Origin of the sequence: Sulfitobacter sp. 1A12056 (genome assembly GCF_043558125.1) — a bacterium.
Lineage (GTDB): Bacteria > Pseudomonadota > Alphaproteobacteria > Rhodobacterales > Rhodobacteraceae > Sulfitobacter > Sulfitobacter faviae.
The window spans coordinates 1-26,716 of sequence record NZ_JBIFFY010000012.1; the positions used below are offsets into that span (position 1 = coordinate 1).

The 26,716-nt window shown below is 62.6% G+C and carries 28 protein-coding genes and 1 tRNA gene; 11 read left to right on the forward strand and 18 right to left on the reverse strand.

What is annotated here, in order from left to right; translation table 11 throughout:
- Positions 1-557: 557 nt before the first annotated feature.
- Positions 558-1,199: a 2-hydroxychromene-2-carboxylate isomerase gene (locus tag ACGYLD_RS16645; protein WP_271692991.1), complete on the forward strand. Its 642-nt coding sequence runs from the start codon at positions 558-560 to the stop codon at positions 1,197-1,199.
- Between the two features lie 38 nt (positions 1,200-1,237).
- Here the strand turns inward: ACGYLD_RS16645 and ACGYLD_RS16650 are convergent.
- The 4 genes from ACGYLD_RS16650 to ACGYLD_RS16665 form a co-directional block, all read right to left on the reverse strand.
- Positions 1,238-1,314: transfer RNA gene (locus ACGYLD_RS16650), tRNA-Arg, on the reverse strand.
- Between the two features lie 76 nt (positions 1,315-1,390).
- Complete coding sequence (locus ACGYLD_RS16655; RefSeq protein WP_271692990.1) at positions 1,391-2,776, reverse strand: HAMP domain-containing sensor histidine kinase; 1,386 nt, start codon at positions 2,774-2,776, stop codon at positions 1,391-1,393.
- 8 nt (positions 2,777-2,784) lie between these two features.
- Entirely contained in the window at positions 2,785-4,206 is a 1,422-nt protein-coding gene (locus tag ACGYLD_RS16660) for a dihydrolipoyl dehydrogenase family protein (protein WP_394403255.1), read from the reverse strand.
- The gene (locus tag ACGYLD_RS16665) at positions 4,203-4,937 is read right to left on the reverse strand and encodes a TVP38/TMEM64 family protein (RefSeq protein WP_271692988.1); all 735 of its coding nucleotides are present in this window, start codon (positions 4,935-4,937) and stop codon (positions 4,203-4,205) included. Before ACGYLD_RS16665 ends, ACGYLD_RS16660 begins: the two co-directional genes overlap by 4 nt.
- Before the next feature lie 316 nt (positions 4,938-5,253).
- On the opposite strand from ACGYLD_RS16665, the gene rpmH reads away from it, so the two are divergent.
- The 10 genes from rpmH (at position 5,254) to ACGYLD_RS16715 (ending at position 13,665) form a co-directional block, all read left to right on the forward strand.
- On the forward strand, positions 5,254-5,388 hold the full coding sequence (rpmH, locus tag ACGYLD_RS16670; protein WP_007118882.1) for a 50S ribosomal protein L34: 135 nt from the start codon (positions 5,254-5,256) through the stop codon (positions 5,386-5,388).
- Positions 5,389-5,414: 26 nt separating this feature from the next.
- On the forward strand, positions 5,415-5,837 hold the full coding sequence (gene rnpA, locus ACGYLD_RS16675; RefSeq protein ID WP_271692987.1) for a ribonuclease P protein component: 423 nt from the start codon (positions 5,415-5,417) through the stop codon (positions 5,835-5,837).
- On the forward strand, positions 5,834-6,055 hold the full coding sequence (yidD, locus tag ACGYLD_RS16680; protein WP_067267460.1) for a membrane protein insertion efficiency factor YidD: 222 nt from the start codon (positions 5,834-5,836) through the stop codon (positions 6,053-6,055). Before rnpA ends, yidD begins: the two co-directional genes overlap by 4 nt.
- Positions 6,056-6,121: 66 nt before the next feature.
- The gene (gene ttcA, locus ACGYLD_RS16685) at positions 6,122-6,991 is read left to right on the forward strand and encodes a tRNA 2-thiocytidine(32) synthetase TtcA (protein ID WP_067267458.1); all 870 of its coding nucleotides are present in this window, start codon (positions 6,122-6,124) and stop codon (positions 6,989-6,991) included.
- 107 nt (positions 6,992-7,098) lie between these two features.
- Positions 7,099-8,640: a putative bifunctional diguanylate cyclase/phosphodiesterase gene (locus ACGYLD_RS16690; RefSeq protein ID WP_394403257.1), complete on the forward strand. Its 1,542-nt coding sequence runs from the start codon at positions 7,099-7,101 to the stop codon at positions 8,638-8,640.
- 304 nt (positions 8,641-8,944) lie between these two features.
- Positions 8,945-10,816 (forward strand): membrane protein insertase YidC, encoded by a 1,872-nt coding sequence (gene yidC, locus ACGYLD_RS16695; protein ID WP_394403259.1) that lies wholly within the window; start codon positions 8,945-8,947, stop codon positions 10,814-10,816.
- Positions 10,816-11,553, forward strand: coding sequence for an MOSC domain-containing protein (locus ACGYLD_RS16700; RefSeq protein ID WP_394403261.1), 738 nt, complete (start codon positions 10,816-10,818; stop codon positions 11,551-11,553). The genes yidC and ACGYLD_RS16700 overlap by 1 nt, the downstream gene beginning before the upstream one ends.
- Positions 11,553-12,203: a ribosome biogenesis GTP-binding protein YihA/YsxC gene (gene yihA, locus ACGYLD_RS16705; RefSeq protein WP_093927124.1), complete on the forward strand. Its 651-nt coding sequence runs from the start codon at positions 11,553-11,555 to the stop codon at positions 12,201-12,203. The genes ACGYLD_RS16700 and yihA overlap by 1 nt, the downstream gene beginning before the upstream one ends.
- Before the next feature lie 37 nt (positions 12,204-12,240).
- Complete coding sequence (argB, locus tag ACGYLD_RS16710) at positions 12,241-13,104, forward strand: acetylglutamate kinase (protein ID WP_322328378.1); 864 nt, start codon at positions 12,241-12,243, stop codon at positions 13,102-13,104.
- Positions 13,105-13,170: 66 nt separating this feature from the next.
- Positions 13,171-13,665, forward strand: coding sequence for a SixA phosphatase family protein (locus ACGYLD_RS16715; RefSeq protein ID WP_394403263.1), 495 nt, complete (start codon positions 13,171-13,173; stop codon positions 13,663-13,665).
- A gap of 62 nt (positions 13,666-13,727) precedes the next feature.
- Here the strand turns inward: ACGYLD_RS16715 and ACGYLD_RS16720 are convergent, their stop codons facing one another.
- The 14 genes from ACGYLD_RS16720 to rpsM form a co-directional block, all read right to left on the reverse strand.
- Entirely contained in the window at positions 13,728-14,495 is a 768-nt protein-coding gene (locus ACGYLD_RS16720; protein ID WP_067263096.1) for an amino acid ABC transporter ATP-binding protein, read from the reverse strand.
- Positions 14,496-14,509: 14 nt separating this feature from the next.
- Entirely contained in the window at positions 14,510-15,808 is a 1,299-nt protein-coding gene (locus ACGYLD_RS16725) for an amino acid ABC transporter permease (RefSeq protein ID WP_394403265.1), read from the reverse strand.
- Between the two features lie 3 nt (positions 15,809-15,811).
- Positions 15,812-17,026 (reverse strand): amino acid ABC transporter permease, encoded by a 1,215-nt coding sequence (locus ACGYLD_RS16730; protein WP_067263100.1) that lies wholly within the window; start codon positions 17,024-17,026, stop codon positions 15,812-15,814.
- Positions 17,027-17,268: 242 nt separating this feature from the next.
- Positions 17,269-18,285: an amino acid ABC transporter substrate-binding protein gene (locus tag ACGYLD_RS16735; protein ID WP_209218372.1), complete on the reverse strand. Its 1,017-nt coding sequence runs from the start codon at positions 18,283-18,285 to the stop codon at positions 17,269-17,271.
- A gap of 193 nt (positions 18,286-18,478) precedes the next feature.
- Positions 18,479-19,192 carry an ATP12 family chaperone protein gene (locus tag ACGYLD_RS16740; RefSeq protein WP_271692980.1) on the reverse strand — a complete coding sequence of 238 codons (714 nt, stop codon included), beginning with the start codon at positions 19,190-19,192 and terminating at the stop codon, positions 18,479-18,481.
- Complete coding sequence (locus tag ACGYLD_RS16745) at positions 19,189-19,872, reverse strand: HAD-IA family hydrolase (RefSeq protein WP_271692979.1); 684 nt, start codon at positions 19,870-19,872, stop codon at positions 19,189-19,191. Before ACGYLD_RS16745 ends, ACGYLD_RS16740 begins: the two co-directional genes overlap by 4 nt.
- Entirely contained in the window at positions 19,869-20,915 is a 1,047-nt protein-coding gene (locus ACGYLD_RS16750; RefSeq protein ID WP_394403267.1) for an RluA family pseudouridine synthase, read from the reverse strand. The genes ACGYLD_RS16745 and ACGYLD_RS16750 overlap by 4 nt, the downstream gene beginning before the upstream one ends.
- Positions 20,912-21,265 carry a CrcB family protein gene (locus tag ACGYLD_RS16755; RefSeq protein ID WP_271692977.1) on the reverse strand — a complete coding sequence of 118 codons (354 nt, stop codon included), beginning with the start codon at positions 21,263-21,265 and terminating at the stop codon, positions 20,912-20,914. Before ACGYLD_RS16755 ends, ACGYLD_RS16750 begins: the two co-directional genes overlap by 4 nt.
- A 31-nt stretch (positions 21,266-21,296) precedes the next feature.
- Positions 21,297-22,604, reverse strand: a complete 1,308-nt coding sequence (locus ACGYLD_RS16760) for a replication-associated recombination protein A (protein WP_271692976.1) — start codon at positions 22,602-22,604, stop codon at positions 21,297-21,299.
- 1 nt (position 22,605) lies between these two features.
- The gene (locus ACGYLD_RS16765; protein ID WP_271692974.1) at positions 22,606-23,979 is read right to left on the reverse strand and encodes a trypsin-like peptidase domain-containing protein; all 1,374 of its coding nucleotides are present in this window, start codon (positions 23,977-23,979) and stop codon (positions 22,606-22,608) included.
- Positions 23,980-24,093: 114 nt separating this feature from the next.
- Positions 24,094-24,510: a 50S ribosomal protein L17 gene (gene rplQ / locus ACGYLD_RS16770; protein ID WP_067263154.1), complete on the reverse strand. Its 417-nt coding sequence runs from the start codon at positions 24,508-24,510 to the stop codon at positions 24,094-24,096.
- Positions 24,511-24,674: 164 nt separating this feature from the next.
- Positions 24,675-25,691, reverse strand: coding sequence for a DNA-directed RNA polymerase subunit alpha (locus tag ACGYLD_RS16775; RefSeq protein ID WP_007118862.1), 1,017 nt, complete (start codon positions 25,689-25,691; stop codon positions 24,675-24,677).
- Between the two features lie 114 nt (positions 25,692-25,805).
- Positions 25,806-26,195, reverse strand: coding sequence for a 30S ribosomal protein S11 (gene rpsK / locus ACGYLD_RS16780; protein ID WP_067263152.1), 390 nt, complete (start codon positions 26,193-26,195; stop codon positions 25,806-25,808).
- Between the two features lie 15 nt (positions 26,196-26,210).
- The gene (gene rpsM, locus ACGYLD_RS16785) at positions 26,211-26,579 is read right to left on the reverse strand and encodes a 30S ribosomal protein S13 (protein ID WP_067263150.1); all 369 of its coding nucleotides are present in this window, start codon (positions 26,577-26,579) and stop codon (positions 26,211-26,213) included.
- Positions 26,580-26,716 lie beyond the last annotated feature (137 nt).

The window sequence follows — 26,716 nt, forward strand, 5'->3', positions numbered from 1 at the left end:
GATGACCCCCGCCCAGAAATTGAGAATGGCTGCGTAAGTTCTACGATCGAGCCCCCATAAAAATGGGGGGATTACCCTGACCCTGCCTGCCATCGCCACCATGGCCGTGGTGCGGCAGATGGGCTGACGCCCGGAGCGGGCACTGCCGAAAGAAGGCCGTCGCAAAAATGCGGCGGCCTTTTTGACTTGCGGCCCCGGCCAAAGGCCGCCACCATCCCGGCCAAGACGGAACCCATCGGGCATAGCTAAGGTTAACCTTATGAACATGCCCTAGGAGGAATGGCTCATGTGGACTTACGAACTCTTGATCCTGATCATTGCCGCGGTGGCGGCACTGGCATTCATGGCCAAGCAACGCCCCCAGCCTCGAAAGGTCCGCGCAATCGCCCCCCGCCCCCGCGCGAACAGATTGCATAACCGCCGGTATTGAGGCGTCAGCGCGGCTAGAAACGCCCCGCTACGGGCACCCCCGCGATTCCGCACTCGGCTCTCGGCCCCCGTCCTTGTCTCCCCGTCGGTTTCCGCCATGATGCTGGCAAAACCGGAGGGAGCCGACCTTGGACACCATTGAATATTTCTATTCCGCCCATTCCGCCTACGCCTATCTGGGGCATCGCAAGCTCTTGGAGATTTGCACGGCCCGCGGTGCGCGGCTGATGCATCGCCCCTTTGACCTCAACCCCGTGATCGCCTCAGGCCGTGTCAGCCATTTCCGCGGTTTCACGCCCCATTACATCGACTATTTCTTTGGACGAGAGATTGAGCGTTGGGCGCAGTATCGCGGGCTGGAGATTCTCAACCACCGCCCGACCCACCACGACAACCCGCTGAACCTTGCAAACGGCTACCTGATCGCCGCCGCTCAGGCAGGGCGGGATGTCGACGCGCTTTCTTTCGCGATTCTTCAGGCCCATTGGCGCGATGATATCGACCTCGCGAATCCCGAGCATCTGCGCCGCGCGACTGAAACGGTCGATCCCGATTGCGACGGGCTGATCGCACGGGCGATGGAAGAGGATGTGCAGGCAATCCACGCGCAAAACACCGAAGAGGCCATTGCCCGCGGCATCTTTGGCTCGCCCAGCTATTTTCTGAATGGTGACATGTATTACGGCCAAGACCATCTGGAACTGCTGGACCACGCCTTTGACCAGCCCTACCGCGACACGGGCTTCTACAACCCGCCGCGAGACGGATAAGACGCCCCGAAAGGGCCGTGTTCTTCAATTTTGGGTAGTGGCGGACCGAGGAGGATTCGAACCCCCGACCCCCTGATTCGTAGTCAGGTACTCTATCCAGCTGAGCTATCGGTCCACTGAGCGGGGGTTTAGTCTTAGCCCCGGGGAGTTGCAAGCCCTCGTTTCAAGGAAATGCAATTTTCTTCAAAAATCTACAGGGCGCCGTCCCCCTTGGGGAGTGTTATGTCAAAAGCCGTACCTTCCGGCCCGCTGCTGCGCAGCGCGAGGCTGCCACCGTGGCCACGCACCAGTTCGGAGGCGATTACCAGCCCCAAACCGGAGCCACCCTTGCGCGCCCCGCCCTGGAAGGCGGTGAAGAGATGCTCCCGCGCCTTGGGCGGCAGGCCGGGGCCGGTATCGCTGACGGTGATGCACCATGCTTCGCCCATATCCTCGGCCCGCAGATAGACTTCGCCCGGTTTGCCGGTGGCGGTGATCGCCTGCCGGGCGTTACGCATGAGATTTGCCAGCACGCGGTACATTTGTTCAGGATCCGCACGCACGGTGAGATTCGCGGGAATATCAGCGGCAAAGCGCACGATGCTTTCGGGATCGGCAAGGCGTTCGCCGTCTATGACCTCTTCCACCAGTTCTTCGAGCGGCATGAGCGTCAGCGTCGGCCCCGGCTCTTCGGCCTTGCCGAAGGCCAGCGTCGATTCGCATAGGTGCACCGCCCGGGTGATCGACCCCACAAGCTTGGGCGCCATGCGCTTCACGGTCGGGTCTTCGGACATTTCGATCCGGTCGGTGAACAGCTGGGCAGAGGTGAGGATGTTGCGCAGATCATGGCTGATCTTGCTGACGGCGCTGCCCAATTGGGCCAAACGCTCTTTCTGTTTGAGCGCCTGCGTGAGGTCGGTTTGCAGCTTCTGAAGCGCCTCTTCGGCCTCGCGCAATTCGGTCACGCTGGCGGAGGGTTCAATGATCCGCCGCGCATCTTCGGGTGCGGCGGCATAGCGCTGCATATGCCCCGCCACCCGTTTGATCGGTTTCAGCAGCAAGGCCCGCATGGCAAAGAACAAAAGCACCGCCGTGATGACCGAGATCACCGCCGAAAGGATGAGGATGCGAATCCCGTAGTCGAGCATGGCGACACGCATGGGCGCTGTCTCCATCGTGACCTCAATCAGCAGCCCCGCTTCGCGCACCGGCGCGCCGATCACGCGGACCACCTCATTCCCCGGGCGGAACAGCCGCAGCATCGCATCGCGGATCAAGATCGTCGCCGAGGCATCGCGCAAATCATAGGTCTGCGACACCATGCGCGGCATGGGCGACGCCAGCACCAATTGCCGCGCCTCATCCCGGCGCAGCACCACGTTGAACACCTCGGCGTTGCGCAGCAGCTCCTCTTCCAACTCCGGGTCGAGCATATCGTCGGCCAAAAGCGCCAGCGAGGCGATCTGCGCCCGCTCCAACCGGGTCAGCATATATTCCTCGCGGAACCGCGCGATGGAGGGGACAAAGATCAGCACTTCGGCCAGCATCACAAAGATGGTGGTGAGGATCAGCAGGCGGCCAGAAAGCGAGTGGATCATGGGCGATCTCAGGGCAAGAGGCGCTGCACGGCGCGCACCACCGTTTTGACCAGAGCGCTTTCGAACAGGCGCGGGCTGAAATAGGCCCCCGCCGCGCGTTTGTTAATCTCCGAGATCGTGGGGTAAGGGGCAACCATAGCAGCAATCTGGCTCATCTTCATCTTATTGACCAGCGCAAGCGACCACAGGGTGATCAATTCGCCCGCCTGATGGCCGACGATGCTGGCGCCAACCGGGCGGCCCTTGACCACCATGACTTTGATGAACCCTTTGGTCTGACGCTCGGCAATCGCGCGGTCGTTGTGGTTATAGTGGAACCGCACGACCTCCAGCTTGTCGCCATGCTCTTCGCGCGCCTGCGCTTCGGTCAGCCCCACCTGCGCCAGCTCCGGCGCGGCATAGGTGACCCATGGGATATGGTGCAGCTTCGTCTTGCTCGGCAGACCAAAGAGGATCGAGCGGATCACCACCCCGGCATGATAGCCCGCCACATGGGTAAATTGCAGCCCGCCTGCCACATCGCCGATGGCATAGACCCGGCGGTTGCTGCTGCGCAGGCTGTCGTCGACCTTGATGCCTGCCTTGGTGGTCTCCACTCCTGCCTTATCCAGATCGAGCCGGTCGATGTTGCTCTTGCGCCCCACGGCCATCAGCAAATGCGAGCCCTTGATCACGCGGCCATCCTTGGTCTCGACCGTGATCGCCCCCGCCGCACCGCTGACCTTGGCCGCATCGCTGCCTTCCTCGAAAACCACCCCCTCGTCCCGCATGGTCTGCAACACCACCTCGGACAATTCGGGGTCATCCTTGCCAAGCGCGCGACTGCCTTCGATCACGGTGACCTTGCAGCCCATCCGCACATGGGCCTGCGCCATCTCGATGCCGATAGGGCCGCCCCCGATGATAATCAGATGCTCGGGCTTCTCGCGCAGATCAAAGAGGGTCTCGTTCGTCTCATAGGGCACATCCTCCAGCCCCGGAATCGGCGGCACCAGCGGAGAGGAGCCGGTGGCCACGACGATGCGCCGCGCGGTTATGATAGTATCGCCCGCCTGCACCTCTTTATCGGAAATGAAACGCCCGTACTCGCGGATCACCCGCACGCCCAAGCCCTCGAACCGCTCAACCGAATCGACCGGCGCGATTTGCGAGATGACATCGGCCACGTGATCCTTGGCGGCAGCGTAATCCACCACCCCGGCGGCAGCCTCCACCCCGTATTGCGCGCTGTGTTGCTGGGTATAGGCGGCCTTGCCGGTCTTGATCAGCGCCTTCGAGGGCACGCAGCCATAGTTCAGGCAATCGCCGCCCATCTTGTGCCCTTCCAGCAGGGTCACATCCGCGCCCATCTTCACGGCCCCCGCTGCCACCGACAACCCGCCAGAGCCTGCGCCGATGATCAGAACGTCGGTCTTGATACGGTTGGTCATTTCAGCAGATCCTTCTTACCGGTAAATGTCTTGATCGCCACGGGCAGCAGCGACAGCACGCAAAGACCCAGAATGGGCAATAAAATATGAGGCTCGAAAATAATCCCAAGGTCGGGCGACTCACCCCGGGCGAAAACCGCACCTAGCCCTGCGCCCACCGAGGTAAAGACCAAGGCCCCCGGCATGATCCCGAAAAACGTCGAGATCACGAAGCGAAACAGCGGCACACCGAGAAAGGCCGGCAGCAGATTCGCGACAAAGAAGGGCACCACCGGCACCAGCCGGATAAAGAAGAGCATCGACCACTGGTTGTCGTCGATCCCCGCCTTGATCTTGCGCACCATGCCCTCAGAGGCGTCCATCCGCTCTTTCAACCGTGCGCCAAGGCCCCATTGCGCGGCCAGAAAGATCACCACCGCGCCCAAGGTCGCAGCACTGACGTTATAAAGCACGCCCGGAAACAGCCCGAAGAGGAAACCGCCCGTCAAAGTGGCCGCCGTGGCCCCCGGCAGGGAGAAAGCCACGATCACCACATAGGCGGCGACAAAGACAAGCGCGGTCAGCAGGTAGTTGCTGTCGCGAAAGGCGATCAGCGCCTCGCGATTGTCGCGCAGCGCGTCGAAACTCAGGTAATCGCGCAGGGTAAAGGCCCCGATGGCTGCGACGACGGCGATCAGCGCAAGGGGCAGATAGCGCATCAGCGCGGGTTTACTTTGGTCATTGCGGCTCATTTTCACACTTCCTTGGGCCTGCATCAGACCAATTTCGCTTTCCTCAATGATGGCGTGAAGCGGGGCGCGGGAACAGGCTCCTCACGCGCGCTTGATGGGACTTGTGCGGGAAAGGGCGATTTTGCAAAGTTACGGGGTGAACTGAAACAATTCCGGCCCCGCAAACCGGCATTTTGTTGCAAAGCGCGGTTTTTCCCTATCAGGGGGTTTGACTTGCGCGTCACGCCGCATTAGAGGACGGGCTTGAATTGACGCTGGCCGCGGTGGAACCTTCAAGTGATTCCGTGCCCAGCCAGCTTTAGATGGAGACGGAGCGATGAAACGCACCTTTCAACCCTCGAACCTCGTGCGCAAGCGGCGCCATGGTTTCCGCGCGCGCATGGCCACCAAAGCCGGCCGTAAGATCATCAACGCACGCCGCGCACAGGGCCGGAAATCGCTGAGCGCATAAGCGCCCTCGATCTTCGGAACCAGAATATGACACCGCCGGAGGCGCCCTTGAATGGCACTTGCGCCACGAAGGGGAACCCTGCCCCGGCGGTTTCCCTGCGTCTGGAGACCCTGACCAAACGGGCTGATTTCCAACGTGCCAGCCGCGCCAAACGCGTGGCCACCCCCGGCTTCATTCTACAAATGCGACCCCGCCGGGAGGATGAGCCCAGCGCGGCGCCCATTCGCGTGGGATTCACCTGTTCCAGGAAGGTCGGCAATGCCGTGGCCCGCAACCGCGCCAAGCGCCGCCTGCGCGAGATCGCGCGGCTCACCCTGCCGCAGGCCGGGCGCGCGGGCATGGACTATGTCTTTGTCGGGCGGCGCGAGGCGACAGCCACCCTGCCCTTTGATCAGTTGCTCGCCGATCTGGCCCGCGCGCTGGATATCCTGCATGGGGTCCGAAAATGACTCCCCTGGCCGCGCTTCTTGCCCTGCCGGTGCGCGGCTATCGGCTGATCTTCAGCCCATGGGTCGGGCATAACTGCCGCTATCAGCCCACCTGCAGCGCCTATGCGCTGGAAGCCTTGCAAAAACACGGCGGGCTACGGGGCGGATGGCTGGCCGCCCGCCGGATCGCGCGCTGCCACCCTTGGGGGCAAAGCGGGATCGATAACGTTCCCGATTAGCACCGAGCTTGCGGCAAAGGGGCAAAATGCCCTAGGTGAAGCCAAGCTGATAGTGAGAGACCGACGATGCTGGACGAAACCGACGAGATTCACCCCCTCTTTGCCGGTGCACCGCAAAGCACCGAGTTCAAGAAACTGCGCAAACGCATCGTACGCATGACCCGCGAGGCGATTGATCAATACGGCATGGTTGAGCCGACCGCCCAAGGCGCACCCAAGCCGAAATGGCTGGTCTGCCTGTCAGGCGGCAAAGACAGCTATACCCTGCTGGCGGTTCTGCACGAGCTGCAATGGCGCGGCCTGCTGCCGGTGGAGCTTTTGGCCTGCAACCTCGATCAGGGGCAGCCAAATTTCCCGGCGACCGTGCTGCCGGAATTTCTTGAAAAGATGGGCGTCCCGCATCGCATCGAATATCAAGACACCTATTCAATCGTGATGGACAAGGTCCCCGCCGGGCGCACCTTCTGCGCGCTCTGCTCCCGCCTGCGCCGGGGCAATCTCTACCGGATCGCGCGGGAGGAGGGCTGCTCTGCCGTGGTGCTGGGGCATCACCGCGACGACATCCTCGAAACCTTTTTTATGAACCTTTTCCATGGCGGTCGACTGGCAACCATGCCGCCCAAATTGGTTAACGAAGAAGGCGATCTTTTTGTCTACCGCCCCCTCGCCCATGTCGCGGAAAGCGATTGCGAGCGTTTTGCCACGGCGATGAACTACCCGATCATTCCCTGCGATCTCTGCGGCTCGCAGGACGGGCTTCAGCGGCAGCAGGTGAAGGCGATTCTCGACGGGTGGGAGGCCAATAGCCCGGGTCGTCGGCAAGTCATGTTCCGCGCGCTGATGAACGCCCGCCCCTCCCACCTGCTGGATCCCAAGCTTTTTGACTTCGCCGGGCTCATGCGGAACGTTGAGGGTACGGAGCAAGAACAATTTTAGATAACAATCCGCAAAAAAGCGGGTTCTGTTAACCCACAGCACACCCTAAAGGCGATATCCCTCCCCCGTCAGCGCAGGCATTGCGCGTATTGGGAAGGGATATCGCGATGGCAATTCACCGGCTTTCCGGGCTCACGCAACTGCGCCAGTCGTTCGCCGCTTTGCTCAGCGGTCAGGCTGCTTTGGCCTTCTTCCCCGCGCTGACGCTGCTGGCCTTTTGGATCGGCGGCGAAATGGCCCTGATCGCCGCCTCCGCTGCGCTGCCGCTTCTTTTTCTTGCGAGGCAGCGCTTTGGCGGGAATTCTCAGCCCCCCCAAGACGCGCGCGGCGGCATCCTACAGCGCAGCGCTTTTGAGGAGTTGGCCGAACAAGTTTTTCAAACCGCCCAATCTCGGGGGCGTTTGTCGGCCACATGTTTCATTGCGCTCGAAGGGCTTGACCAAATCTTCGAACGCCACGGTCAGACCGCCGCCGACACGGTCCTGCGGCAAAGCGGCGAACGATTGCAAGGAGCCCTGCGCGACGATGATCTCATCGGCAAGATGGGAGAGGCGCGGTTCGCCGTCTGCACGGCCCCTGTACGGCAGCTTGACCTTGAACTCTGCATTCAACTGGCCGGGCGGCTACAATCCGCTTTGGAAGAACCGTTTTTCGTCGATGGGGTTACGATCTACCTCACGGCCTCCGTCGGCTTTTGCCTTAACACCCGCACCCCGGGCGGGGATGCCGCCGCATGGCTTGCCGCCGCTGCCACCGCCCTGCGCAGTGCGCAGCGGCGCGGCCCCTCCTCCATTCGCGCCTTTTCCGACCAGATGCGCCGGGAAACCGAAAGCCGCGCCGAACTGCGCGAAGAGGTCGCGCAGGCCTTAGACAGTGGCCAAATACAACCCTGGTTCCAGCCGCAAATCTCAACCGACACAGGCCAGATCACCGGCTTTGAAGCCTTGGCGCGCTGGAACCATCCGGTACAGGGCATGATCCCACCATCGGATTTCCTGCCCGCCGTCGAAGAGGCCGGTCTGTTGGAGCGTTTGGCCGAAGTCATGATGTACCACTCTTTCGCGGCCCTCAAAGCCTGGGATGGGTCCGGCACCGTGGTGCCGCAGATCGGGGTGAATTTCGCCGGAGGTGAACTTGCCAACCCCCGGCTCATCGACAAAATCACTTGGGAGCTGGACCGGTTCGACCTGTCCCCCGACCGGCTCGCGATCGAAGTGCTGGAAACCGTCGTCGCCTCAACTGCCGACGATGTGATCACCCGCAATATCAACGCCCTGCGCAAGCTCGGATGCCGCATCGATCTTGACGACTTCGGCACGGGCCATGCCTCCATCGCATCCATCCGCCGCTTTTTCGTCAGCCGGATCAAGATTGACCGCTCTTTCGTCATGAAAGCCGACCGCGACCCCGACCAACAGCGCATGATCAGCGCCATTCTCACCATGGCCGAACGACTGGGCATTGAGACCCTCGCCGAAGGGGTGGAAACGGTGGGGGAGCATGTCTTGCTCGCCCAACTCGGCTGCGACCATGTGCAGGGATTCGGCATCGCCCGCCCCATGCCCTTTGAACAAACACTCGATTGGATCGCCCGCCACAACGCGAAACTGCAAGACGTGCCGCGCATCATGAATGGGCGTGCCACCTAGCGGGCTCTGTGCTTAGCCCGGGCCCGGGGGTATTAAGCGACGGAGGTCGCGACTGGCGAAGAGGTCTGAGGCAGAGGAGAACACCCCGCACCCCGAAGTACGGTCGCGCCCTCCGCCCCCTGCCTCGCTCAATGCCGGGGCCACCGCTCCCCCGCAACCGCCCCCGGCGAAACTTCGCAAAACCCATGCCAGATGGACCAAAACCACCCTGCATCCCCCTTCATCCCGCCCGATTCCACTTGACCTTTGGCCCCGCACTCTGTTGAACCCCCGTGATATTCAAAGACATCAGGTGGCGGTCCCCATGGACGAACAGAACAAGAATCTCATCCTTGCCACGGCGCTCAGCTTTGCCGTCATCCTCGTGTGGTTCCTTCTGTTCCCGCCCCCTGAAGCCGACCCGGCATTGGAACCCGGCAGTGAGATCAGCGAGACTGTCGAAGGCACTTCGGCTCCCGCCTCCACCGCCGATACCGCGGCCGCGCCCGGCACGGAAGATGGCGAAGGCGCCGCCCCCGAAGGCCGCCGCGCGGCACTGGCGGCAGCGCCCCGCGTGGCAATCGCGACCGACAAGGTAAGCGGCTCCATCTCGCTTATGGGCGGTCGGATCGACGATCTGAAATTGAACGATTACCAAACCACGCTCGACGCGGATGCCGAAATCGTGACCCTGCTCTCCCCCGAAGGGTCGAGCGATGCTTACTATGCGCTGCACGGTTGGGCCGCCGGTTCGGGCCTCGCCCCCGATGCCGTGCCGGGTGTCGACACGCTTTGGACCCTGAGCGCGGGCGAAACGCTAGACGTCGACAGCCCCGTGACCCTCACTTGGGACAATGGCGCCGGGCAGGTCTTTACCCGCACCATCTCGGTCGATGACCAATATATGTTCGACATCACCCAGAGCGTGACCAACAACGGCGAAGGCGCGGTGAACCTCGCCCCCTTCGGCATGATCGCGCAGCACGGGCTGCCCGAAGACCTGAAAAGCTTCTTCATCCTGCATGAAGGCGCCGTGGCCATGGCCAATGGTGAACTTGCCGAAGTCGATTGGGACGATATCGCCGAAGCCGATGTGAACAGCACCTGGGGCCGCCCCGCCGTGGTCACCGAAGGCGTCACCGAGGGCTGGGTCGGCTTTACCGATCACTATTGGCAGGCGGTGCTGATCCCCGACGCGGGCGAAACCTTTGAACAGGCGCTCACCTATGACCCGCGCGCGGACACCTACCGCGCCTTCACCCGCCAGCCCACCCGCTCGGTCGCGGCAGGCGAAAGCGTGAGCACCTCCAGCAAGTTTTTCGCCGGTGCCAAGGAATGGGAAACCCTTCAGGATTACCAATCTTCCGGCGTCGCCAAATTCATCGACAGCATCGACTGGGGCTGGTTCTTCTTCCTGACCAAGCCGATCTTCTGGCTGCTGCATGAGCTGAACAAACTTATCGGCAACATGGGTGTCGCCATCATCGGCCTGACCCTGCTGATCAAGGCGGTCCTTTTCCCGCTGGCGTACAAATCCTACGTCTCCATGGCGCGGATGAAAGAACTTCAGCCCGAGATGGAAAAGCTGAAGAAAGAAGCGGGCGACGACCGGCAGAAGATGCAGCAGGGCATGATGGAGCTCTATAAGAAGAACAAGGTGAACCCAGCGGCGGGCTGCCTGCCAATCCTGCTGCAAATCCCGATCTTCTTCTCGCTCTACAAGGTGATTTTCGTCACGATCGAGCTGCGCCATGCCCCCTTCTTTGGCCCGTTCCAAGACCTCAGCGCGCCCGATCCCACCTCGATCATGAACCTCTGGGGTCTCTTGCCCTATGCCGCGCCCGAGCCGGGTTCGATGCTGGCGCTGATCTTCATCGGCATCCTGCCGCTGCTCTTGGGTATCTCCATGTTCTTGCAGCAAAAGCTGAACCCGGCGCCCACCGACCCGACACAGCAGATGATCTTTGCATGGATGCCTTGGGTCTTCATGTTCATGCTGGGCGGTTTCGCGAGCGGCTTGGTGGTGTACTGGATCGCCAACAACACGATCACCTTCACCCAGCAATATCTGATCATGCGCAGCCAGGGGTACAAACCTGACCTCTGGGGCAATATCAAAGGCGGCTTCAAACGCACGCCCAAGAGCGCTGCCGCCAATGCGGATGCCAAGCCCAAATCGGGCAAGTCGAAAAAGTGATGCAGGTCACCGCGCTCAACCGGCATCCGCTCAAGGCCCATGGCCGCGAGACGGTTGAGCGTGTGACCCTGCGCGCGGGGCAATCCATGCCCTATGACCGGCTCTGGGCCGTGGCCCATGATGCCTCCAAAGCCGCGCCGGGAGACTGGGCGCGGTGTTTGAATTTCACCCGGGGGGCCTCTTCGCCGCAGTTGCAGGCGATCACGGCCAAGCTGGATGAGACGACTGAGATGCTCAGCCTGCGCCACCCAACGCGCGGCGAAATCACCTTCCACCCGGATCGCGAACAGGCGGCTTTCCTCGACTGGGTGCGCCCGCTCGTGACCGAAGGCCGCGCCGCTCCAGTGGATATCCTGCGTCTCGATGGCCGTGGCTATACCGACAGCGCGGAGCCAACGCTGTCGCTTAACAGCCTCACCTCCCATCGCGCCGTCGAAGACTTGGCAGCAGCCCCGCTGCAAACCGCCCGCTGGCGCGGCAACATCTGGTTTGACGGCGCCGCCCCTTGGGCCGAGTTCGACTGGCTGGGGCGTGACTTGAAAATCGGCGAAGCACGGCTGCATGTCTCCAAACGCATCACCCGCTGCCTTGCCACCACCGTAAACACCGACACCGGCGCGCGCGACGTGGACACGCTCGCCGCACTCGACCAATTGGGTCACCGGGATTTCGGTGTTACCCTGACCGTCACCAAGGGCGGAGAGATCGCCGTGGGCGACGAACTGGAGCTGATCTGATGCAAGTGAACTACACCATCGCCGAAGAGCCCGACGCCCCGAGCGCCGAGAAGGGCCGGATGCTTTTCGCCGGGGAGACGACATTCGTCAAAGGCGTGGTGGCGATGGATGGGTTGCCGCCCCCCGACCGGATGGAGGTCTGCTTTGCCGGGCGCTCCAACGTCGGGAAATCGACGCTGATCAACGCGCTGACAGGGATGAAAGCGCTGGCACGGGCGTCGAACACGCCGGGCCGGACGCAAGAGATTAACTTTTTTACCGCCGGGGAAGAGCACTACCTCGTCGACCTGCCGGGCTATGGCTATGCCAATGCGCCGCTACCGGTGGTCGAGAAATGGCAGCGCCTGCTGAAACAATACCTCTCGGGCCGCCAGACCCTGCGCCGCGCTTTCGTGCTGATCGACGCGCGCCATGGTGTGAAGAAGGTCGACAATGAGATCATGTCTCTGCTCGACAGTTCCGCCGTGACCTTTCAGGTCGTGCTGACCAAAGCCGACAAGGTCAAAGAGGCCGAGCGTGAGAAGATCCTGACGCAGGTGAAGGACGCGCTGAGCAAACACCCCGCCGCCTACCCGGAGATTGTCGTGACATCTTCGGAAAAGGGCTGGGGCATCCCTACGCTGCGTGCCATCATCGCCACGCTGGTATAGCACCTCCCGCCGCTATCGGCTTCCCATGGGTCAACAGATGAGAACGCAAGACATGAACCGCGACTGGATCGCCACCGCCCAAACCCTCAGCCAGGCTCTGCCCTTTTTGCAACGCTACGCCGATGCCACAGTGGTCATCAAACTGGGCGGCCATGCGATGGGCAGCGACGAAGCGATGGATGAATTTGCCCGCGATGTCGCGCTGATGCGGCAGGTGGGGGTGAACCCGGTGATCGTCCATGGCGGCGGCCCAATGATCAACGACATGCTGGCGCGGTTGAACATCAAGTCTGAATTCGTGAACGGCAAACGGGTGACCGATGCCGCGACCATGGAAGTGGTTGAGATGGTGCTCTCGGGCCTCGTCAACGCGCGGATCGTGCAGGCGATCTCGGAGCAGGGCGGCCGCGCGGTCGGTGTCTCGGGCAAAGACAGCGGCTTGATCGTTTGCGACCCCGAAGACCCCGCTCTGGGCCTCGTGGGCAATCCGACACAGGTCAACCCGCGCATCCTGCGGGACTTTGCCGACAAGGGCATCATTCCTGTCATCGCGCCGCTCGGCATGGGCCGCGGGGGGGAGACCTATAACATCAACGGCGACACCGCCGCTGGCGCCATCGCGGGCGCGCTGGAGGCCGACCGCTTGCTGCTGCTGACGGATGTGGCGGGCGTCAAGGACGGCAAGGGCGAGGTTGTGACTGACCTGACGGCGAGCCAGATCAACGAGATGATCGCCGATGGCACCATTGCGGGCGGGATGATTCCCAAGGTGCAAACCGCGCTGGACGCGCTCGAAGGCGGTGTGCGGGCGGCGGTCATCCTCGACGGGCGCGCGCCCAATGCCTGCCTGTTGGAGCTCTTCACCGAACACGGCGCGGGCAGCATCATTCGCAAGGGCTAGGCCCAAAGCGCTTGCCCCCTGCCCCTGCTTCGCGCCTATGATGGGTCGAGCAGTGAAAGGAACGACATGCGCCGCCTGATCCTGATGCGACACGCGAAATCGGACTGGTCCCATGGGACCGGCGACCACGACCGCCCCCTGAACGCCCGCGGGCGCGGGGCGGCCCAAGCCCTTGGCAATTGGCTGCGCGCAGAGGCGCTGCTGCCTGATGCGGTGCTCTGCTCAACGGCGGCCCGCACCCGCGAAACCTGCGCCCGCTTGGCGCTGCCTGAGGGTTGTCAGGTGGAGTACCTGCGCGAACTCTACCTCGCCGAGCCTGATCAGATCATCACCAGCCTGCGCCAGCGCGGCACGGGCAACACCCTGCTGCTGGTGGCGCATAACCCCGGCATCGCCGCTGCCGCCGTAGGGCTGTTGCAGCAGCCGCCCACGCAGGAAGCCTTTGATCGCTATCCCTCGGGCGCGACGACGGTGATGGATTTCGCGGTTGAAAGCTGGGCCGATGTCGCCCCCAGCAGCGGCCTGCTGCACGCCTTCACCGTCCCGAAACAACTGGTTTGAAACGCAAGCGCCCCGACCGAATGGCCGGGGCGCAGGTTTGACCTTGGTCCGATTTGCCCGGTTCAGTGCCCGAGAATCTGGCTCAGGAACAGCTGCGTGCGCGGGCTTTGCGGGTTGTTGAAGAAAGCCTCAGGCTCGTTCTGTTCAACGATCTGGCCTTCGTCCATGAAGATCACGCGGTTCGCCACCTGACGGGCAAAGCCCATCTCATGGGTCACGCAGAGCATGGTCATGCCCTCTTCGGCAAGCTCGATCATCGTGTCGAGCACCTCTTTGATCATCTCGGGGTCGAGCGCCGATGTCGGCTCATCGAACAGCATGACCCGCGGGCGCATGCAGAGCGAACGGGCAATTGCCACACGCTGCTGCTGGCCGCCCGAAAGCTGGCCGGGATACTTATTGGCCTGATCGGGGATTTTCACCTTTTCAAGGAAATGCATCGCCGTTTCTTCGGCTTCCTTCTTGGGCGTCTTGCGGACCCAGATCGGCGCCAGCGTGCAGTTCTCAAGGATCGTCAGATGCGGGAAGAGGTTGAAGTGCTGGAAGCACATGCCGACCTCTGAGCGGATCTTGTCGATGTTCTTGAGGTCCGAGCTTAGCAGCGTGCCATCGACCTCAATGGTGCCCTTCTGATGCTCTTCCAGCGCATTGATGCAACGGATCAGCGTCGACTTGCCCGAACCCGAAGGCCCGCAGATCACGATCCGCTCGCCCCGATGCACGGTCAGGTTGATGTCGCGCAGCACGTGGAAAGCCCCGTACCACTTGTTCATGTTGTCGATGCGGATCGCGACTTCGTCGGATACTTTCATTTGTGCGGTCTCAGCCATGCGAGAACCCTCCCTTAACGATGGTCAGTCGCAAGACGGCGTTCCAGCCACTGCGAGTATTGAGAAATGCCGTAGCAGACGATGAAGAACAGCACGGAAGCAAAGAGGAAAAGCTCCCAGTAGACGCCGTTCCAGTCGGTCGAGGCGAGGATCGGGCCGCGGATCATGCCGATGATGTCAAACAGCGAGATCACCGAGACCAGCGTGGTGTCCTTAAACAGGCCCACCGCGATATTGACGATGCCCGGGATCGAGATCTTCAGCGCCTGCGGCAGGATGATCAGCCGCATGGCCTGCGGGTAGTCGAGGCCCAAGCTGTCAGCGGCTTCATACTGGCCCTTCGGCAGCGCGGCGAGGCCACCCCGGATCACCTCGGCGATATAGGCCGAGGAGAACATGGTGATCATGATCACCACGCGGATGAAGAGGTCCACCCCCGAACCCGGCGGGAAGAAATATGCCAGCATCACGTTCGCCACGAATAGCAGCGTGATCAGCGGCACGCCGCGGACGAATTCGATGAAGACCACGCAGATGCCCTTGACGATCGGCAGGTGGGACTGACGGCCAAGCGCCAGCGCAATGCCGATGGGCAGCGACAGCGACACGCAGGTGATGCCCAGCATCATGTTAAGCATGAAACCACCAAGGTCACGGCTGGGGATCGCTTGCAGCAGCGGCGAGGCAGGGCGCAGCGCCTCGCCAATGAAGCCACCGAGATACCAGAGGATCACCGCAGCGACGACGCCGCCCGCCAGCGCCATGGCAAAGCTTTTCTGCACCAGACGGCTATAGACGACATAGCCCGCCACAACGCCCAAGAGCGCGAAGATCGGCCCCCAGATCGGCCCGCCCCAGATCAGCCAGAAGGCAAGGAACGGGTAGACGCCGGTGAAAAGCAGCAACTTGCGCGGCAGGTCGATGAAGAGCACGGGTGCGGCGGCAAGGAACAGCAGCACCAGCGCGAGGGTGGGACGCCAGTATTGATCGCTGGGATATTTGAAGCCGAAGAGCAGTTGATGCCAACGCTCGCTCAGCACCGAGAAACAGGCCCCGGTCGCGCCGTCCAGAATCTCACGACATTCCGACAGGCTGCTTGCCGACCAGACGCCGTTCAACAGCCAGGGCAGAGAGCCGGAGACCAGAAGATAGAGGAAATAGAGCGCTACAATCGTCAGGATCGCATTCGCCCATGTCGGGAAAAGGTTGTCCTTCACCCATTTCAGCGGGCCGCCGACCTTATCCGGCGGGGCCGCAGGCGGCAGCGAGGTTTCACGCACGAAGGCGATGGATTCAGCATGTGTGTCTGACATGGCTTAACGCTCCTTCAGCTTCGTTGCGTTGTTGTAGACGTTCATCACCATGGAGATGCCCAGCGAGATGACGAGGTAGAAGAGCATCAGAAGAACCACGCATTCGATCGCCCGCCCGGTCTGGTTCAGGGTGATCCCGCCCAGCGTCGCGGTGATGTCGGCATAGCCCACGAGGATCGCCAGCGAGGAGTTCTTGGTGATGTTGAGGTAGTTCGAGATGAGCGGCGGGATGATGACGCGCAGCGCCTGCGGCAGCACCACAAGGTTCATGATCCGGCCCGACCGGAGGCCCAAGGCTGCGGCGGCTTCGGACTGGCCCTTGCTGACCGCTTGAATGCCGGCGCGGACGTTCTCGGCAATGAAGGCACCGGTGTAGATCGACAAGGCGAACCACAGCGCGATCAGCGGCGCGCCGATCTGGATGCCGCCGCGGAAGTTGAAGCCCTTCAGCGCGGGGTAGTCGAGCCCGATCGGCATGCCCATGATGAAGAACATGATGATCGTCGGCAGCAACAGGATCGCGACCGAAGGCCAAAGCATCGGCAGCAGGCGACCGGTGTCATAAAGCAGCTTGGTCGCATAGCGGCGGTAGGCAAAGACGCCGATCACCGAGGCGACAAAGGTCGCCACCACGATCATCGACCCCGGCCCCCAGACCGGCCCGGGAATATAGACGCCCCGGTTGGTAAAGGCGAAAGAGCCCAGCATCATGGTCGAGGCCGGATCGTCACCGCGGAAGGCCGAAGGCGCGGGCATGGCGGCGGTCATGATGGTGTAGATGATCAGGATCCAGATCAGCACCGGGATGTTGCGGAAAATCTCGACGTAGCCCGCCATGAGCTTGCGGACCAGCCAGTTGTTCGACAGGCGCAGAACCCCGGCGATGACGCCAAAGATCGTGGCCGTGACACAGGCAAGGAAGGACACCAGCAGCGTGTTGATGATCCCGACCCAAGCCGCCTGAAGGTTCGACGATTGGCTGGTATAGGGGATCAGCGTCTGGTTGATGTCATAGCCCGCCGGATTGCCGAGGAACTGGAAAGAGATGTTCAAACCGGCGGCGCGCAGGTTCGCGGCAAGGTTCGATCCCAGATACCAGATCGCCGTGACCAGCAGCGCCAGCGCGATCACCTGAAAGGTGATCGACCGATAGCGGGTATCGCTCAACAGCATAGATGGCCGGAACGACGCCTTGGGAGGGTCGGAGAATGTCGTCATGTATGTATCCCTGTGTTCCGGCTTGTTTTTTATCGGTGCATTTGGCGCACCTTGGCCGAATCATTTTTGGTCGTAGATCGATTTATCTCGATCGTGGGTTTTTATTGTCTCGTTGGGGTTTCGTCAGTCGTTTTTTGACCGTTCTTCTTGTCAGTAGGGAGCTTTTGTTGACCAGAGGCAGGCAGCCCCACCGGCCAGAGGCGCAAGGGGCGCAGGAACTCCTGCGCCCCTCGCTTCGCGATTTAGCGGAAGGGCGGTGCGTAGAGCAGGCCACCGTCTGTCCACTGGGCGTTCAGCCCGCGTGCCAGACCGATCGGTGTCTCTTCCCCGATGTTCTTGGCAAAGATCTCACCGTAGTTGCCTTCGGCCATGATGGCGCGCTTGGCCCAGTCGGCGTCGAGGCCGATCATCTCACCCAGCGTGCCTTCGGTGCCCAAGAGGCGGGCAACTTCGGGGTTGTTGGTGTTGCCGGTCATCTCTTCGATGTTGGCCGAGGTGATGCCCAGTTCTTCGGCAGCGATCAGCGCGTTCAGCACCCAGCGGGTGATGTCGCCCCAGTCGTTGTCGCCGTGACGGACCAGCGGGCCCAGCGGCTCTTTCGAGATGATCTCGGGCAGCAGCACGTGCTCATCGGGGTTTTCGAAGGTCGCGCGTGTCGCGGCAAGGCCCGATGCGTCGGTGGTGTAGGTGTCGCAGGCACCGGCAAGGTACTGCTGCTGGCCTTCGGCGTTGGTTTCAACCGGGACGGGCTCGTAGCTGATGTTGTTCTTGCGGAAGAAGTCCGCGAGGTTCAGCTCGGTTGTGGTGCCGGTCTGGATGCAGACGGTCGCGCCGTCCAGATCCTTGGCCGAGGAAACGCCAAGCGCTTTCGGGACCATGAAGCCCTGACCGTCGTAGTAGTTCACGCCGATGAAGTCGAACTTCAGGTCGGTGTCACGGCTGAAGGTCCATGTGGTGTTCCGTGCGAGGAAGTCGATCTCGCCCGAGGCCAGCGCGGTGAAGCGGGTTTTGCCGGTTGTCGGCACGAATTCCACGGCGTTCTTGTCGCCCAGAACGGCGGCGGCAACGGCACGGCACACGGCCACGTCGAAACCTTCCCATTCGCCGTTGGCGTTCGGCGCGGCAAAGCCAGCAAGGCCGGTGGTCACGCCACAGTTCAGCTTGCCACGGGCTTTGACGTCATCAAGCGTGGCGGCACCAGCAGCACCGGCCGCAAGGCCAGCAACGGTCAGCGCGCCAAAAATTACGGTTTTTTTCATTTTTACCTCTTCCTGATAGTCCGCCACGTTCACTGGCGGTTAATCCGACGCCAGATGACGCCGAAAGCGATCTTGTGCAGGGTTTCCCCTGCTCAATGAAAAGCAGTGTGGGCGGATTCAGGTTTGAAGGTCAAGGGCGCGATGGGCAAAATCAGGGCGGGTTTTCACATCGAGTCGCAAAGCTTTTATCAAGTTAAGCAGCTTTGCAAAGCACTATTATTGCACATGCATGTAAAAACGCCTGCCGCTTGATTTCGGCCTCTTGCTCGGCCACGTCATCGCGGCCCCATTGCTCGGCCTGCCATGTCTCATCCAGCCGCGACAGGGCCCAAATTTCCTCGGGGTCAAAGGCCTGTTCGAGCGCAGCAAAGCCAAGGATCAGCGAGCCGGTGAGGCTCACAAGGTCATGAAAAGCCGCCAGTTCAAAGGGATCGAGCGCCGCCGTCCGCCGGTGCAACTCGGCCAGGGCTTCGGGCGCTTGCGGCTCATGCATGATGCCCTCCCGCGTCTCCAACCGCACGCCAAGGGTTTGCGCCGCCCAGTCCAGCATCGGATCCCACTCAGCCGATTGCCGGGCGACCAGACCTTCGGGGCTGTCGGCGCGGTAGCACAGAAGATCGCTGTCGCCATAGGCCGCGAGCATCTCGACGACCTCGGCCTTTTGCACCGCGACCTTGTCGATCGCGGCATTGGCGGTCTTGGTCACCGGCATGGTGCGCGGGTCGATTTGTTTCTCCTGCGCCTGCCATTCGGCGGCGACGGCCTCGGCCATGGCGCGGGTCGGCAGGGTCAGCAGGCGCTTGGCCGGGGTCTTCACCCGGCGGCCGTCCAATTCGACGGTGAAACCACCTTCGACCGCGACCACGGCGGCGTCTTTCCAAAAGCGTTTGGCTTTCCAGTCACTCATGCGGGAATGCTCCAGATTTGTTCCAGCAGGGCGGGCAGCGCCGCGAAATCCTCGACCAGATGCGCGGCGGCGGCCAGCCGTTCCGGGCCGTGATAGCCCCATTTGACGCCGATCCCGGTCACCCCGGCAGCGGCGGCCATATCCATGTCGAAAGAGGTATCGCCGATCATCACCGTGGCCTCAGGCCCTACCCCGGCATCGGCCATCGCCTGATGAATCATCGACGGATGCGGCTTGGAGGGATGAGAATCCGCCACCTGCTGCGTGATGAAAAGCCCCTCCAGCCCGTGACCGGCGATCAGCTTATCCAACCCGCGTTTCGATTTGCCCGTGGCGACGCCCAACAGCACCTCCGGCTCTGCGTGAAGACGCCGCAACGTCTCAACCGCGCCGGGGTAAAGCGGCGAGGATTGCGCCACCCCCGCCTCGGCCCGCAGTGTCATATAGGCAGCCTTATAGGCTTCAACCATCGCAAGGTGGTCCCCCGCCGGGCGCGTGGGGGCCAGCACCGTCATCGCCACATCCAGCGACAGGCCGACGATCGACAGGATCTCGGCCCGCGTTGGCGCGGGCGCCTCCACAGCCGCGAAGGCCGCCGTCATCGCCGCGACGATATCGCCTTGGCTGTCGACCAGCGTGCCGTCGACGTCAAAGATCACCAAACGGAGCGGTTTGCTCATTGCAGCGACTCGAAAGGGTCTTCTTCGGCGAGATCCTCGGTCCAGCCGAAGGTGTCCCAGCTATGCGCCATATGGTTGGGCAGTTCAGCGGTGATTGTCACCACCTTGCGCGTGTGCGGATGTTCGAAACGCATCATCCGCGCGTGCAGATGCAGCTTCTTCGAGATGATCCCGCCCAGTTGCGCGCCCCAGCCATCGCCGAGGTTCTCCTGCCCCGAACCGCCGTATTTGCCGTCGCCGACGATCGGATGCCCGATCTCGGCCATATGCGCGCGCAGCTGGTGGGTGCGGCCCGTGACCGGCTCCATCGCCACCCAAGACGCGCGCGAGCCGACGCGGAACAGTGTGGCATAAAGCGTATGCGCGCGTTTCGCGCCCGGCGTGTCGTCCATGTCGCGCGGGTGCACGGCGATCATCTTTTCGCCCTCGCCCTTGCGACCATGGCCGCCCGCCTTGACCAGACCGTATTTGATCTCGCCCAAATACGGGGTCGGTACGCCCGCGACGATGGCCCAATAAATCTTGCGCGTCTCGCGGTGCCGCATCGCCGCCGTCAGCGCCTTGGCCGCCGCGCGGGTCCGCGCCAAGAGCAGCACGCCCGAGGTGTCGCGGTCGAGCCGGTGCACCAGCCGCGGCTTTTCCTCGGCATCGAAAATGAGCGCCTCGGACAGCGCGTCGACGTGGCGGTCGGCCTGACCGGAGCCGCCCTGCACCGCCAGTCCGGCGGGCTTGTTCAGCGCGATGACATGGTCGTCGCGGTAGATCACGCAGTTGCGGATCATCTTGGCGTCCGCCTCGGTGATGCGTGTCCTCTTGGGCGGTGGGGGCGGCGCGGCATCGGGCAGCGGCGGCACGCGCACCTGCTGGCCCGCCTCGAGCCGCGTGTTGGCCTTGACCCGGCCCCCATCGACGCGGATCTCGCCCTTGCGGCACATCTTCTCGATGAGGCCCTGATTGATCTGCGGAAACATCCGCTTGAACCAGCGGTCGAGCCGCTGGTCGCCATCGCCCTCGGCGACGGTCACTGTCTGTACGCGGCTCATGCCAATACCTCTCGGGCCAACCAGAGACCCAGCAAACAGGCGGCCAGCGACAAGATCACCGAGGCCCCCACATATGAAAATGCGACCCCTGCCCGGTCCGCTTCGAGCAGCCGCAGGGTATCGAGTGAAAACGCCGAGAAGGTGGTGAAGCCACCCAAAAGCCCGGTCATCGCAAAGGGCAGCAGCAGCGCCTTATCGGCCAGCGCGACCCAGACCACCCCAATGAGGAGCGAACCTGCAACATTCACCGCAAGCGTGCCCAACGGAAAGCCGACGGCCAGACCGACAAGGTAGCGCAAGCACGCGCCCAGAGCGCCGCCGAGCGCCACCATGATCAGTGTTTTCATCATCGACACCCCATCGCGCGGGTGCGGCCCGAAGTCAAGTTTTCCGCTTGGCCCGCAGTCCGGCAAAGTAATCCTGCCGCTTTTTCAACTCTCGCTCGAAACCGCGCTCGACCGGCTCGTAGAGGCTGGGCCGCTCCATCGTGTCGGGGAAGTAGTTCTGGCCTGAGAACCCATCTTCGGCGTCATGGTCATAGGCATAGCCCGAGCCGTAGCCCTGTTCCTTCATCAGCTTGGTGGGCGCGTTGAGGATATGTTTCGGCGGCGGCTCCGACCCGGTGCTGCGCGCCAGACGCCGCGCGCCCTTGTAGGCCTTGTAGACGGCGTTGGATTTCGGCGCGAGGCAGATGTAGGTCAGCGCCTGCGCGATGGCCAACTCCCCTTCGGGGCTGCCGAGCCGCTCGTAGGTCTCCCATGCCTGCAGGCAAAAGGCCTGCGCCTGCGGATCGGCAAGGCCGACGTCCTCCACCGCCATGCGGGTGATCCGCCGCATCAGGTAGCGCGGGTCCTCGCCGCCCTCCAGCATCCGCCCCAACCAGTAGAGCGCCGCGTCCGGGTCCGAGCCGCGCATGGATTTATGCAGGGCCGAGATAAGATTGTAATGCGAATCCCCCGATTTGTCGTATTGCGCCGCGCGGCGCATGAGGCGTTTCGACAGGCCCGCCTTGTCGAGCGGGGCATCGTCCTTCCACGCGGTCACCTGCTCGATCAGATTGAGCAGCGCCCGCCCGTCGCCATCGGCCATCTCCAAAAGCGCCTCACGCGCTTCGGGTTGCAGCGGCAGGGGGTTGCCCAGCTCGCGTTCCGCCCGCTGCGCCAAGCGTTCCAGATCGCCATGCGGCAGGCGCTCCAGCACCAGCACCTGCGCCCGGCTGAGCACAGCGGCGTTGAGCTCGAAGCTCGGGTTCTCCGTGGTAGCGCCGACCAGAAGGATCGTGCCATCCTCCATATGCGGCAGAAAGCCGTCCTGCTGCGCCTTGTTGAAACGGTGGATCTCGTCGACGAAGAGCAGCGTCCCCTGCCCTTGCCGCCGCCGCATCTTGGCCGCGTCAAAAACCTTGCGCAGTTCCGGCACGCCCGAGAAAATCGCGCTGATCTGCACGAAATGCAGATCGGTCTCATCAGCCAAGAGCCGCGCGATCGTGGTCTTGCCGACGCCGGGCGGCCCCCAGAAGATCAGCGAAGACAGCGCCCCGGCGGCCAACATCACCGAAAGCGGCGCATCGGGGCCGAGCACTTGCTCCTGACCGATCACATCGCCAAGCGATTTCGGCCGCAACCGGTCGGCCAAGGGGCGGTGGCCGCCCTCTTCCGCCTTTTCCGTGTCTCCGAACAAATCCGCCACGCTACCCCCTGAACCGCAGCGCCATGCGCCGGTCACCGCGTTGTATCACCATTTGGATGCGGCGCACCTGCCCCGCGAGCAGCGCCACGAGGGCTGCGGTATCCTCCACCGCTACGCCGTTGACCGAAATGACCACGTCGCCATCCCTGAGCCCCACGCGTGGGCCGAAACGCCCGGCGTCGAGCACCACCACGCCCGCGCTTTCCAAGGGCAGGTTCATCTCGGCAATGACTGCCGGATTGATCCGCGCCGCTTTGAGCCCTGGCAGCAGGCTGCGCGCGCCCAAGGTGACCTCGGCCCGGTCCGGCACGTCCGGCGCGGCGATCAGGGCCACGGTCACCTCCTGCAGCCGCCCCTCGCGCATGACGCCCACGCGCGCGGAATGGCCCAGACCTGCCACCGACATGCGGTAGATCATCTCGGCGGGCGTGTTCACCGGCTGGTCGTCGACGCTGACGATCACGTCGCCAACCATCAGCCCCGCGCCGTTGAAGGGGCTGGCGGGATGCAGCCCGGAAACGATGATCCCGCCCGGACGGTCCAGCCCCAAGGGCCCCGCCATGTCGGCATCGACCGGCTGGCCCGAAAGCCCCGCCCAGGGGCGCTGGAAAGCGGTCTCCCCCGCGCGGGCCTGTGCGACGAAGGCGGCCACCAGATCGGCGGGAATGGCAAAACCGATGCCGTTGCTGCCGCCCGAGCGCGTCAGGATCGAGGTATTCACCCCGATGAGCCGTCCGCCCATGTCAATGAGCGCCCCGCCGGAATTGCCCGGGTTGATCGGCGCGTCGGTCTGGATGAAATAGCCCTGACCTCCCCCGCCCGCGGCGCCTGAGCGGGCCAGCCCCGAGACGATCCCGCTCGAAACGGTCTGGCCCACGCCGAAGGGGTTGCCGATGGCCAACGCAAGCTCGCCCACCTCCACCGCGTCGCTGTCGCGCAACTCAAGAAACGGCAGGTCCTCCGCGCCTTCGAGTTTGAGGATCGCAAGATCGCTGTCGGCATCGCCCAGAAGCACCCGGGCGCTGTACTCGCGCCGGTCGTTCAGCACCACGCGGATGTCGGTGGCGGTACCGACGACATGGTAGTTCGACACGACGATGCCGTCGGCGGAAAGGATCACGCCGGAGCCGAGCGAGTTCTGCACCCGGGGCCGCTCGGAGAAGGGATCGCGGAAGAAACGCTCGAAGAAGGGGTCGGCCTGCAGCGGCGTGCGGCGGGCCTTGGTGATGGTGCGGGCGTAGATGTTGACCACCGCCGGCGCGGCCTCCTTGACAAGCGGCACAAAGCTCAACTGCATCTGTGCGGCGGAGCTTGGTACCTGCTGCGCCATCGCGGGCGCGGCCAGTAGCATGAGGATCAGGGCAAGGGTTCTCATGCCCCAGATATGCGCAGGGACTGGGGCCGGTGCAACTGCGTTTTCCGTCACTCTCCCCTGCAAAAGAAAAGCCCCGCCGAGGGCGGGGCTTTCCGAATAACCATGGCGGGGATCTTATTCCGCCGCTTCTTCCTCGGCCAGACGCGCCTTATCGGCGGCACCCTTGGCGTCGCGGTCGCGGTCAACGAATTCGATGATCGCCATCGGCGCCATGTCACCATAGCGGAAGCCGGCCTTCAGAACGCGGACGTAGCCACCCTGACGGTCTTTGTAGCGCGGGCCCAGCACGTCGAACAGCTTGGCGACATACTGGTCTTCTTTCAGCTTCGACGCGGCCTGACGGCGGGCGTGCAGGTCGCCGCGCTTGGCGAGCGTGATCATCTTCTCGATGATCGGCTTCAGTTCCTTGGCTTTCGGCAAGGTGGTCTTGATCTGCTCATGCTCGATGAGCGAGCCTGCCATGTTCGAGAACAGCGCCTTGCGGTGTTCATGTGTACGGTTCAGGCGGCGGTATCCACGTGCGTGACGCATTGTCTTACTCCAATCGTGATGCCCTCTACGGGCGGTTTTGCTTTGTCTGGCCCGCGATGCGTGTCACGGGCTCTCCTTGGGGCTTGCGCCCGGTCTTCACGGGGTCCCGATTTCTTTGAAAGAAATCGGTGCCGGAAACTTTGAAAGTTTCCGGCGCCCGTATCTTAGAACGAATCCTCGAACTTCTTGGCGAGGTCTTCGATGTTTTCTGGCGGCCAGTCTTCGACGTCCATGCCAAGGTGCAGGCCCATGCCCGACAGCACTTCCTTGATCTCGTTCAAGGACTTGCGGCCGAAGTTCGGCGTGCGCAGCATCTCCGCTTCGGTCTTCTGAATCAGGTCGCCGATGTAGACGATGTTGTCGTTCTTCAGGCAGTTTGCCGAACGGACCGAAAGCTCCAGCTCGTCGACCTTTTTGAGCAGCAGCGGGTTGAACTCCAGACCGTCGTCGTCGTCCTGACGGGACGCCGATTCAGGCTCGTCGAAGTTCACGAAGATGCCCAGCTGGTCCTGCAGGATACGCGCGGCAAAGGCCACGGCGTCATCCGGCGTGATGGACCCGTCTGTTTCCACTTTCATGGTCAGCTTGTCATAGTCCAGCACTTGCCCCTCACGGGTCGGCTGCACGTCATAGGAGACCTTCTTGACCGGCGAGTAGATCGCGTCGATCGGAATGAGACCGATAGGCGCATCTTCGGGCTTGTTCTTGTCGGCAGAGACATAGCCCTTGCCGGTGTTGACGGTCAGCTCCATGTAGACGTCTGCACCATCGTCAAGGTGGCAGATCACATGCTCACGGTTCAGAATCTCGATACCGGCAGATTCGGAGATGTCACCGGCGGTGACGACGCCCGGACCTTTGGCGGAGATCGACAGGCGCTTCGGCCCTTCGACTTCCATGCGCAGGCTGACGCCTTTGAGGTTCAGGATGATGTCGGTCACGTCTTCGCGCACACCGGCGACGGAGGAGAACTCGTGCAGCACGTTGTCGATCTGCACGGAAGTGATCGCCGCACCCTGCAGCGAGGACATCAACACGCGGCGCAGCGCGTTGCCGAGGGTCAGACCAAAGCCCCGCTCCAGCGGTTCGGCCATGACGGTCGCCTGACGGGCCGGGTCATTGCCCGGCTTGACGTCAAGCTGTTGCGGCTTGATCAATTCAGCCCAATTCTTGTGGATCATGCGTCCCTCCATCCTTGTTTGTGCCTCATGTCCAAATGACACAAACGCTCGAGGTTTCTGAAAAGCGGTATGGGGCCGCACGCAAGGCGCGACCCCATGTAAATCAGTCCCGGCTTAAACGCGGCGGCGCTTCGGCGGGCGGCAGCCGTTGTGGGCCATCGGGGTCACATCACGGATCGAGGTGATGTTGAAACCGGCAGCCGCCAGAGCGCGCAGTGCGGATTCACGACCCGAACCGGGGCCCTGAACTTCGACTTCCAGCGTCTTGACGCCGTGATCCTGAGCTTTGCGGCCTGCATCTTCTGCGGCCATCTGGGCAGCGTAGGGTGTCGACTTGCGCGAACCCTTGAAGCCCATGGTGCCAGCGGAGGACCAGGAAATTGCGTTGCCTTGAACATCCGAGATCAGGATCTTGGTGTTGTTGAAGCTCGAGTTCACATGCGCCACACCTGCGGCGATGTTCTTGGAGACCTTACGCTTGGTGCGTGTCTTATCGCGTGCCATTGATCGAACCCTCCCTTATTTCTTCTTGCCAGCAATGGCCTTCGCGGGACCTTTGCGTGTGCGTGCGTTGGTATGGGTACGCTGGCCGCGAACCGGCAGGTTGCGACGGTGGCGCAGGCCACGGTAGCAGCCGAGGTCCATCAGGCGCTTGATGTTCATCTGCGTGTCACGACGCAGGTCGCCTTCGACGGTGTAGTTGGCGTCGATGTGCTCACGCACGGCCAGAACTTCGGCGTCAGACAGTTCGTTGACCCGGCGGGTCTCGTCGATGCCGACAGCTTCGCAGATGGCCTTGGCGGAGGAGCTGCCGATACCGGTGATATAGGTGAGGGCGATGGGAACCCGCTTTGCAGTCGGGATGTTTACGCCGGCAATACGTGCCACGTTAGCTATTCCTTTTCGTTGCGGGTCCGTGATTCCAGACCCTTTTTTCACAACACAAGCCCGAGGCGGTAAGACCATCGGGCTAAGGCTGATCAGGTGATCTTGCGGGGTTGGGCGGAACCCTTGCCGCAATTTGA

Bases quoted from the DNA above. Each gene is read 5' to 3' on its own strand.
- ACGYLD_RS16655 (WP_271692990.1), bottom strand. From the start codon at position 2,776: ATGATCCACTCGCTTTCTGGCCGCCTGCTGATCCTCACCACCATCTTT.
- ACGYLD_RS16660 (WP_394403255.1), bottom strand. From the start codon at position 4,206: ATGACCAACCGTATCAAGACCGACGTTCTGATCATCGGCGCAGGCTCT.
- ACGYLD_RS16665 (WP_271692988.1), bottom strand. From the start codon at position 4,937: ATGAGCCGCAATGACCAAAGTAAACCCGCGCTGATGCGCTATCTGCCC.
- rpmH (WP_007118882.1), top strand. From the start codon at position 5,254: ATGAAACGCACCTTTCAACCCTCGAACCTCGTGCGCAAGCGGCGCCAT.
- rnpA (WP_271692987.1), top strand. From the start codon at position 5,415: ATGACACCGCCGGAGGCGCCCTTGAATGGCACTTGCGCCACGAAGGGG.
- yidD (WP_067267460.1), top strand. From the start codon at position 5,834: ATGACTCCCCTGGCCGCGCTTCTTGCCCTGCCGGTGCGCGGCTATCGG.
- ttcA (WP_067267458.1), top strand. From the start codon at position 6,122: ATGCTGGACGAAACCGACGAGATTCACCCCCTCTTTGCCGGTGCACCG.
- ACGYLD_RS16690 (WP_394403257.1), top strand. From the start codon at position 7,099: ATGGCAATTCACCGGCTTTCCGGGCTCACGCAACTGCGCCAGTCGTTC.
- yidC (WP_394403259.1), top strand. From the start codon at position 8,945: ATGGACGAACAGAACAAGAATCTCATCCTTGCCACGGCGCTCAGCTTT.
- ACGYLD_RS16700 (WP_394403261.1), top strand. From the start codon at position 10,816: ATGCAGGTCACCGCGCTCAACCGGCATCCGCTCAAGGCCCATGGCCGC.
- yihA (WP_093927124.1), top strand. From the start codon at position 11,553: ATGCAAGTGAACTACACCATCGCCGAAGAGCCCGACGCCCCGAGCGCC.
- argB (WP_322328378.1), top strand. From the start codon at position 12,241: ATGAGAACGCAAGACATGAACCGCGACTGGATCGCCACCGCCCAAACC.
- ACGYLD_RS16715 (WP_394403263.1), top strand. From the start codon at position 13,171: ATGCGCCGCCTGATCCTGATGCGACACGCGAAATCGGACTGGTCCCAT.
- ACGYLD_RS16720 (WP_067263096.1), bottom strand. From the start codon at position 14,495: ATGGCTGAGACCGCACAAATGAAAGTATCCGACGAAGTCGCGATCCGC.
- ACGYLD_RS16725 (WP_394403265.1), bottom strand. From the start codon at position 15,808: ATGTCAGACACACATGCTGAATCCATCGCCTTCGTGCGTGAAACCTCG.
- ACGYLD_RS16730 (WP_067263100.1), bottom strand. From the start codon at position 17,026: ATGACGACATTCTCCGACCCTCCCAAGGCGTCGTTCCGGCCATCTATG.
- ACGYLD_RS16735 (WP_209218372.1), bottom strand. From the start codon at position 18,285: ATGAAAAAAACCGTAATTTTTGGCGCGCTGACCGTTGCTGGCCTTGCG.
- ACGYLD_RS16740 (WP_271692980.1), bottom strand. From the start codon at position 19,192: ATGAGTGACTGGAAAGCCAAACGCTTTTGGAAAGACGCCGCCGTGGTC.
- ACGYLD_RS16745 (WP_271692979.1), bottom strand. From the start codon at position 19,872: ATGAGCAAACCGCTCCGTTTGGTGATCTTTGACGTCGACGGCACGCTG.
- ACGYLD_RS16750 (WP_394403267.1), bottom strand. From the start codon at position 20,915: ATGAGCCGCGTACAGACAGTGACCGTCGCCGAGGGCGATGGCGACCAG.
- ACGYLD_RS16755 (WP_271692977.1), bottom strand. From the start codon at position 21,265: ATGATGAAAACACTGATCATGGTGGCGCTCGGCGGCGCTCTGGGCGCG.
- ACGYLD_RS16765 (WP_271692974.1), bottom strand. From the start codon at position 23,979: ATGAGAACCCTTGCCCTGATCCTCATGCTACTGGCCGCGCCCGCGATG.
- rplQ (WP_067263154.1), bottom strand. From the start codon at position 24,510: ATGCGTCACGCACGTGGATACCGCCGCCTGAACCGTACACATGAACAC.
- ACGYLD_RS16775 (WP_007118862.1), bottom strand. From the start codon at position 25,691: ATGATCCACAAGAATTGGGCTGAATTGATCAAGCCGCAACAGCTTGAC.
- rpsK (WP_067263152.1), bottom strand. From the start codon at position 26,195: ATGGCACGCGATAAGACACGCACCAAGCGTAAGGTCTCCAAGAACATC.